The organism is Streptomyces racemochromogenes (assembly GCF_044129415.1).
Taxonomy (GTDB): Bacteria; Actinomycetota; Actinomycetes; order Streptomycetales; family Streptomycetaceae; genus Streptomyces; species Streptomyces racemochromogenes_A.
On the sequence record NZ_JBBDHD010000001.1, the window covers coordinates 171,705 to 179,918 of the forward strand.

Annotated in this window: 6 protein-coding genes and 1 rRNA gene; 5 read left to right on the forward strand and 2 right to left on the reverse strand. The window is 72.2% G+C overall.

Features of this window, described 5'->3' with window-relative positions:
• Positions 1-85 precede the first annotated feature (85 nt).
• From WDV06_RS00865 to WDV06_RS00885, 5 genes are read left to right on the forward strand one after another with little or no spacing between them, the layout of a single operon-like run.
• A complete protein-coding gene (locus WDV06_RS00865) occupies positions 86-919 on the forward strand; it encodes a hypothetical protein (protein ID WP_395507609.1) in 834 nt (277 codons plus the stop codon).
• Positions 909-2,315 (forward strand): hypothetical protein, encoded by a 1,407-nt coding sequence (locus WDV06_RS00870; RefSeq protein ID WP_395507610.1) that lies wholly within the window; start codon positions 909-911, stop codon positions 2,313-2,315. The genes WDV06_RS00865 and WDV06_RS00870 overlap by 11 nt, the downstream gene beginning before the upstream one ends.
• Entirely contained in the window at positions 2,312-3,871 is a 1,560-nt protein-coding gene (locus WDV06_RS00875; protein ID WP_395507611.1) for an SCO6880 family protein, read from the forward strand. Before WDV06_RS00870 ends, WDV06_RS00875 begins: the two co-directional genes overlap by 4 nt.
• 18 nt (positions 3,872-3,889) lie before the next feature.
• Positions 3,890-5,308 carry an ATP-binding protein gene (locus WDV06_RS00880; protein WP_390691524.1) on the forward strand — a complete coding sequence of 473 codons (1,419 nt, stop codon included), beginning with the start codon at positions 3,890-3,892 and terminating at the stop codon, positions 5,306-5,308.
• Between the two features lie 5 nt (positions 5,309-5,313).
• Positions 5,314-7,299: a type VI secretion protein gene (locus WDV06_RS00885; protein ID WP_395507612.1), complete on the forward strand. Its 1,986-nt coding sequence runs from the start codon at positions 5,314-5,316 to the stop codon at positions 7,297-7,299.
• Here the strand turns inward: WDV06_RS00885 and WDV06_RS00890 are convergent.
• Entirely contained in the window at positions 7,296-7,862 is a 567-nt protein-coding gene (locus WDV06_RS00890) for a GNAT family N-acetyltransferase (protein WP_395507613.1), read from the reverse strand. The genes WDV06_RS00885 and WDV06_RS00890 overlap by 4 nt on opposite strands.
• A 114-nt stretch (positions 7,863-7,976) precedes the next feature.
• Positions 7,977-8,093, reverse strand: a 5S ribosomal RNA gene (gene rrf, locus WDV06_RS00895).
• Positions 8,094-8,214 lie beyond the last annotated feature (121 nt).

An 8,214-nucleotide genomic window follows, 5' to 3' on the forward strand; every position in this document is an offset into this window, starting at 1 on the left:
GCACCCTGATGAGGAATCACCACACCGCGCGTGCGCGGAAACGAGCGCTACCGTCGTACGACGCGGAGGGGGCGGACGACAGGCAATGAGCAACGACGACCAGTACGGCGGGGGCGCCGGCCACGGCGGAGTGGGCGGTACGGGCCAGACCCGTACCCGCCTCCCGGACTCCCCCTCCGACGCCTACGGCACCCCCCGCCGCACCCCCCGCGCCTCACGCGGGCTGATCACGGTGGTCGGGGTCGTGGTCCTGCTCATCGCCGCCATCGCGTTCGCGAACCGCTCCCACGACACCCCGCGGGACACCACCTCCGACAAACCCCCGGCCACCAACGCGACGGCCCCCACGGGCACCGCCCCGGTCACCACCAAGTCCGCCGGCATCCCCAAGGGCTTCGCCCACGACGAACAGGGCGCCCAATCGGCAGCCGCGAACTACACGGTCGCCCTGGGCTCCGACGGCATGCTCAAGAAGGACGCCCGCCACGCCCTCATGGACGCCCTCTACACCCCGGAGGCCGCGGCCCAGCGCAAGCCCCAGCAGGACGCCGCGTACTCCCCGGCCTTCCTCGCCACCCTGGGCCTCGACGCGAACGGCAACGCCCCACAGGGCAACACCTTCGTGACCCGCGCCGTCCCGGTCGGCACTCGCATCGAGAGCTACGGCCCCACCACCGCGAAGGTCTCCGTCTGGTACACGGGCCTGGTCGGCATGTCCGGCGCCAAGTCCACCACCCCGGTGCGCACCACCTGGAAGACCTGGACGTTCGAACTGAGCTGGGCAGGGGACGACTGGAAGGTCGCCTCCGACACCCAGCAGGACGGCCCCGCCCCGGTCCCCGGCGACGTCGCCGCCTCCACGTCCGACGACATCAGCAAGGCCGTCCAGGAGTTCGGAGGGTTCACCTATGCCCGGTAGCAGCCCCGGTACGCCCGGCCGCACCAGCACCACCCTCCGCGCGGCCGCCGCCCGCACCACCGTCCGCGCCGCCGCGGCCCTGACCGCCCTCCAGACCACGGCCGTCCTGCTGTCCGCCCGCGCCTATGCGGCTCCCGGCCCGACGCCCGGCACCTCCGGCTCCCCATCGGCGTCCCCGTCCGGCACACCGACACCCTCCAAGTGCGACGGCGTCATCGGCCCCCTCAAGGAGGACTGCGAGCGTCAGGTCGGCGGGGCGAGCCCCGGCGCCGGAGCGGGAACCGGCCTCTCGCCGAACAGCCCCACCGACGCCCTCAACCCCCTCGCCTCCCTGGCCCGCGGCTGCGCCGACGCCGCCGCCTGGATCGTCGGGAAGCTCAGCGAAGCCGTCAAGGGCACCGCCAACGTCGACTTCACCAACTCCGCCTTCCTCCAGCAGTACGCGGTCGTCTTCGCCGCCAGCACCGTCCTCACCCTCGTCCTCTGGCTCCTGGCCGTCGCCAAGCGCGCCATCCGCGGCGTCCCCCTCTCCACCGCCCTCTCCGAGGCCATCGGCTTCCTCTGGCTGACCGTCCTCGCCTCCGCCTTCACCCCCCTCATCCTCTACACCGTCGTCTCCGCCACCGACGGCGTCACCGACGTCATCGCCTCCGCCACCGGCAGCCAGAGCGACGTCTTCTTCGGCTCCTTCACCGACGCCCTCAAGAAGGGCGAGGACATCGGCGGCGGCCCGATCATGCTGATCGTCGTCGCCCTCGTCACCGTCCTCGCCGCAGGCGTCCTCTGGCTGGAGCTCGTCATCCGCGCCGCCCTGCTCTACGTCGGCGCCCTCCTCGGCACCGTCGTCTACGCCGGACTCGTCGACCGCAACATGTGGGGCCACGTCCGCCGCTGGGCCGGCATCATGATCGCCGTCATCCTCGTCAAGCCGGTCATCGTCATCGTCCTCGGCCTCGCCGGGGCCCTCGCCGGCGACAAGGGCCCGAACGCCTTCTCCGCCGTCGTCTCCGGCCTCGCCATCATCCTCCTGGCGATCTTCGCCTCCGCCATGATCTACCGCTTCGTCCCCGGCTTCGGCGACGAGATCGCCTCCGCCCGCAGCAACCGCAAGCAGGCCACCGACGGCGCCCAGGCCGCCGCCGTCATCAGCTCCCCGGCCTCCCTCGTCTCCCAGGGCATCAAGACCCACAGCAGCCGCGGCGGCGCCCACCGCGCCGGAGGCGGCGGCTCCACCGGCGGCGACGCCAACCAGATCTCCGGAGGCATGGCCGCCCACAGCAGCCGCGGCTCCGGCGGCGGATCCGCCGGCGGAAACCTCCCTCCCGCCGCACCCCCGCCCCGCACTGGCCAGAGCACGAGTACGAGTACGAGGAACACAGGAGGTGACGGGCGTTGACGACCCAGTCCCACCAGCTCCACCCGGTCGCGCCCCGCCGCACGTATCTCATCGGCCGGGCCCGGCCGAACGCGATCGTCGGCAAGAACCGCGAAAGCGGCGAGATCGCCCTGATCATCGTCGGCGCGTTCCTCGGCATGATGAGCGGACTGCTCGTCCCCGACCTCACCCTGCGCATCGTCACCCTCGCCGGGTTCCCGCTGCTCGCCCTCGCCGCCGTGTACGTCCCCTACAAGGGCCGCACCTTCTACCGGTGGTTCGAGATCAACCGCAGCTACAAGCGCACCCTGCGCCGCGGCACCACCTACCGCTCGGCCGCCATGGAGGCCGGCACCCGCGCCGCCGACGGCCGCGAGGTCGAGGTCGGCCCACCCCCCGGCATCGGCCGCATCAACTGGCTCGCCGCCCCCTTCGGCCCCGACGAGATCGCCGTCCTCCTCCACGCCGACCGCCGCACCGTCACCGCCGCCATCGAGATCGAGGGCCCCGGCGTCGGCCTGCGCGACAGCGAGGACCAGGAAGCCCTCGTCGACCGCTTCGGCACCCTCCTCAAGCACGTCGCCAACGGCGACGGCTTCGTCACCCGCCTCCAGATGCTCGCCCGCACCCTCCCCGCCGACCCCGACGCCCACGCCAAGGACGTCGCCCAGCGCGGAGACAGCACGGCCCCCACCTGGCTGCGCGACTCCTACGACCAGCTCCAGTCGATGGTCTCCACCTCCTCGGAGCAGCACCGCGCCTACCTCGTCGCCTGCATGCACTACACCCGCGAGCTCGCCGCCGAGGCCACCACCATCGCCCGCGCCGGCAGCACCAAGGGCCACAAGCTCGACCGCGACGCGGGCCTGGCCATCGTCATGGCCCGCGAGCTCACCGACATCTGCGCCCGCCTCGCCGAAGCCGACATCCGCGTGCGCCAGCCCCTCGGCCAGGGACGCCTGTCCTCCCTCGTGCACTCCATGTACGATCCGGACCACCCGATCGACCACATCCAGGCCATGACCAAGCGCAACGCCTGGCCCGCCGAGCTCGACGCCGTGGAGCCCACCTACCTCCAGGCCAAGACCCGCGAATCCTCCACCCGCGCCCCCTGGTGCCACGCCACCGCGTGGATCAAGGAATGGCCGATGACCCCCGTCGGCGTGAACTTCCTGGCCCCCCTGCTCGTCCACACCCCGGACGTCATCCGCACCGTCGCCGTCACCATGGACCTCGAACCCACCGAGATCGCCATCGAGCGCATGCTGACGGAGAAGACCAACGACGAGGCCGACGCCTCCCGCGCCGCCAAGATGAACCGCACCGTCGACCCCCGCGACATCGCCGCCCACGGCCGGCTCGACCAAAGGGGTGAAGATCTCGCCAGCGGCGCTGCCGGGGTCAACCTCGTCGGGTACATCACGGTGTCCTCGCGTTCCCCCGAAGCCCTCGCCCGCGACAAGCGCACCATCCGCGCCTCCGCCGGCAAGTCCTACCTGAAGCTCGAATGGTGCGACCGCGAGCACCACCGCGCCTTCGTCAACACCCTGCCGTTCGCCACCGGCATCCGACGCTAGCCGGAAGGAAGAGCCGCCATGCGAGATCCCATGTCCGCGCTGACGGACGCCTTCACCAGCTTCCTCTTCGGCAAGGTCGAGACCACCCGCCTGCCCGTCCGCACCTCCACCGGCCAGGCCCAGGCCGTCTACCTGCCCACCGCCGCCCCCGGCCTCGGTGACTCCGGTGTGATCATCGGACGCGAGGTCTACAGCGGCAAGGGCTACATCTACGACCCCTTCCAGCTCTACGGCCAGCAGCTCCCCGCCCCCCACTGGCTCGTCCTCGGCGAATCCGGCAACGGCAAGTCCGCCCTGGAAAAGACCTACGTCCTGCGCCAGCTCCGCTTCCGCGACCGCCAGGTCGTCGTCCTCGACGCCCAGGGCGAGGACGGCGTCGGCGAGTGGAACCTCATCGCCCAGCAGCTGGGGATAACCCCCATCCGCCTGGACCCCATCGCGGCCAACGACGACGGGATCCGCCTCAACCCCCTCGACCCGGCGATCACCACCACCGGCCAGCTCGCGCTGCTCCGCACCATCATCGAGGTGGCGATGGGCCACGGCCTGGACGAACGCTCCGGCTTCGCCCTCAAGGTCGCGCACGCCTACGTCGTCGACACCATCCAGGACCGCCAGCCCGTCCTCACCGACATCGTCGAGCAGCTGCGCCACCCCGAACCCGAATCCGCCCTCGCGATGAACGTCGACATAGACGATGTCCGGGCCTGGGGCCTCGACGTCGCCCTCGTCCTCGACCGCCTCGTCGACGGCGACCTGCGCGGCATGTTCGACGGCCCCACGACGGTCGGCATCGACCTCGACGCCCCCCTGATCGTCTTCGACCTCTCCCACATCGACCGCAACTCCATCGCCATGCCCATCCTCATGGCGATCGTCGGCGTGTGGCTGGAACACACCTGGATCCGCCCGGACCGGAAAAAACGGATCTTCCTGGTCGAAGAGGCCTGGCACATCATCAACAGCCCCTTCGTGGCCCAGCTGTTCCAGCGCCTGCTGAAGTTCGGCCGCCGCCTCGGCCTGTCCTTCGTCGCCGTCGTCCACCACCTCTCCGACGTCGTCGACGGAGCCGCCGCCCGCGAGGCCGCGGCCATCCTCAAAATGGCCTCGACCCGCACCATCTACGCCCAGAAAGCCGACGAGGCCCGCGCCACGGGCCGCGTCCTCGGCCTCCCCCGCTGGGCGGTCGAGATCATCCCGACCCTCACCCCCGGCATCGCCGTCTGGGACGTCAACGGCAACGTCCAGGTCGTCAAACACCTGATCACCGAGACCGAACGCCCCCTCGTCTACACCGACCGCGCGATGACGGAGTCCTCCACGCCCCAGCAGCTCCCCGACGACCTGCTGGCCGCGGAACTCGAAGCGGAGGAGCGCGCCCTGTACATCGAACGCCAGCGGGGCACCGGCCCCGGATCCGCGACCACGGTGGCCTGACCGACATGCACGACCCCAGAGGTACGGAGGCCCGCCCACGCGGCGGCGGCATCCCCGACGGAGTACTGGTCGGCCTCCTGGCCTTCCTCCTCGGCCTGGCCGTCCTGGTCTGGTCGGCCACCGGCCTCGCCGCCCTCTTCGCGAAGGGCGCCTGGCCGGCCACGGTGACCTTCACCCGCACCCCGGGGGCGGTCCGCGCCCTGATAACGCAACCGCACGACGTCCCCGGCGCCTGGCCGGACACCGACCCCACGGCCCTCTCGGGCTGGGGCCTGTTCTGGGGCCTGTTCATCAGCCAGCTCCTGGTCCTGCTGGTCCTGACGATCTTCACCCTGGGCGTGGTGACCCGCGCGAAGGCCCGTCGCCGTACCCGGGCGAAAGCCACCGCCCCGACGGCGAACCCGGACCCGGCGTCCGACGACCACCCCCGCCGGACCACCCCCGCGGGCCGCCCACCGGCCCACGGCCCGGACTCCCTTCCAGCCGCGGGCCCGGGTCCGGACGGGGACACCCGCCCGGCCACCCCGCGAACGGACCGGGCCCCGGCCACAGCCACGCACTCCCCGTACGACGCCGCCGATCCGGCCACCCGCGACCGCGGTCGCAGCACCACGGCCCTCTCCGGCCCCCGTACGGGCTCCGCACCCCACCCCGACGCGCACACGGCCCACCTGCCTCCGGACCCCGTCCCCGGCCCGGCCGACGGCACGGCCCCGCCCCGGGACCCCGCCTCCACCCCCGGCTCGGACGGCGACCCTCACCGGATTCCCGAAGCCGCCCCCCTCACGGCAAGGGGCCCCGCCGGCTCCGCCCCGGGTCCGTACCCGACACCCGGCGCCCCACACCCGGCCGCCGGGCCCTCACACCCTCCGCACGGGCCGACCACGGCACCCCCCGCCGTACCCGCCCCCGCGCGGCCGGCCGGCTCGCTGCCCGCCGCGCACGCCCCCGTCTCCGCCCCGGCCCCCGCGCACGCCCCGGCCCGTACCGCCCCGCCGGCCGCCCCCGCCCAGGAGGCCTACCGCTACGGCTTCGGCTACGCACCCGCCGCCCGGGCCGCCACACCGCAACCGACGGCACACCGCCTCGCCTACGCGCCCCCGGCCGAACGCCGCCGCCTCGCCGTCCAGGCCGTCTCCGCCGCCGAGGGCGCCGTCCTGGTGGTCACCTCCTCCCCGGCCGTCTGGCAGGACACCAAGGACGCCCGCGCCAAGCTCGGCCCGGTCCTCCTCTACGACCCCGCGCACCTGTGCGACACCCCGGCCCGCCTGCACTGGAACCCCGCCGAGGGATGCGCCGACCGGGACACCGCCGCCGCCCGCGCGATCGCACTGCTGGCCCCCGTACGCCCCCAGGCCCGCCTCGACGCGGCCGTCGCCGACACCGCGGAGACCCTCCTGCGCAGCTGGCTCCAGGCAGCCGCCCTCGACGGCCTCCCCTTCAAGCAACTGGCCCGCTGGGCCCAGGGCAACGGCTCCCAGGAACCGGTACGGATCCTGCGGACCCACCCCCAGGCGGCCCCGGGTGCCGCCGGCGAACTCGAAAGCGCCCTCATCGCCCACCCGGAACGCCGCGAGCAGGCCCAGTACCTGACGGCCCGTGCCCTCGCCTGCCTGACCTCGGTCCACATCCGCGAGGCATGCAACCCGCACCGAACGGACGCCCTCACGCTCGCATCGTTCGCCGCCGAAGGGGGCACCCTCTACGTAGTGGGTGAACCGCTGGAGGACCCCCGCACCCGCCCGGGCGCGATGCCCCTGCTCACCGCACTCGCCTCGCACGTGGTCGAGCACGGCCGCCGCATGGCCGCACGGTCATCCCACGGTCGGCTCGACCCACCAATGACGCTGGTCCTGGAGGACGTGGCGGCCGTCGCCCCCGTCCCCCAGCTCCCCGATCTCCTCCACGAGCACGACGAGAAGCTCCCGCTCCTCGCCCTGTGCCGCAGCCGCGAACAGGCGCGCGCCCGCTGGCCGGAGTGGCCGGCCTAAGGCCGCGTGAAGACGTACTCGTGCTCCTTCGCGGACGGGTCGTCCGGCTTGGGGACCACCAGCCCGGTCGGACGGAACCCGAACCGCCGGTAGAACCCGGCGGCCCGCTCGTTGTCCTCGTGCACGAAGAGCCTCGCCCGGTCCAGCACCGGCTCCTCCCGCCCCCACACCCACGCCAGCGCCGCCTCGAACAGGGCGTCGGTGAGGCCGCTTCCCCGCTGCTCGGGCCGCACGAACACCCCGACGACATGCGCCTGATCGACGTCGACGACACGGCCGAGGAAATCGCTGGTCCCGGCGTCCTCGATGAACACGGACACGGAGCCGTCCCACTGCCCGTCGGGTGCCTCGGCGATGATCTGCGCGACGTGCACGCCCTCCGCCGCGCCGGCCGCCCGGTCCTGCCAGAACTCGTCGGGCTTGGCGGATGCCTGGTCGAGGGTCTCCAGGAAGGCCAGCGACGCGACGGGATCACGCAGGGCGTCCAGCCTCAGCCCCTTGACCTTCTCCCACTCGTCGGCCCGCACGGCCCGGATCACATGCTGTTGCTTCTGCTGCTCCATAGCCACGCATCCAAACGTGCCGATCACCGCAGGTCAACGCGATATCCGCGCCCGAGCCCGTAAACGCAGAAAAGCCCCGCACCAGAGCTGGTGCGGGGCTTTCCCACAATGATTGTTCGGCGGCGTCCTACTCTCCCACAGGGTCCCCCCTGCAGTACCATCGGCGCTGAAAGGCTTAGCTTCCGGGTTCGGAATGTAACCGGGCGTTTCCCTAACGCTATGACCACCGAAACACTATGAAGTTGAACTCAAGCCGGAACATGGCGAGTTCGTTACTTCAGAACTAACACAGTGGACGCGAGCAACTGAGGACAAGCCCTCGGCCTATTAGTACCAGTCAGCTCCACCCGTT

What these genes read in the sequence shown, in the direction of transcription:
- WDV06_RS00880 (WP_390691524.1), top strand. Translation starts at nt 3,890, where the DNA reads ATGCGAGATCCCATGTCCGCGCTGACGGACGCCTTCACCAGCTTCCTC.
- WDV06_RS00865 (WP_395507609.1), top strand. Translation starts at nt 86, where the DNA reads ATGAGCAACGACGACCAGTACGGCGGGGGCGCCGGCCACGGCGGAGTG.
- WDV06_RS00890 (WP_395507613.1), bottom strand. Translation starts at nt 7,862, where the DNA reads ATGGAGCAGCAGAAGCAACAGCATGTGATCCGGGCCGTGCGGGCCGAC.
- WDV06_RS00870 (WP_395507610.1), top strand. Translation starts at nt 909, where the DNA reads ATGCCCGGTAGCAGCCCCGGTACGCCCGGCCGCACCAGCACCACCCTC.
- WDV06_RS00885 (WP_395507612.1), top strand. Translation starts at nt 5,314, where the DNA reads ATGCACGACCCCAGAGGTACGGAGGCCCGCCCACGCGGCGGCGGCATC.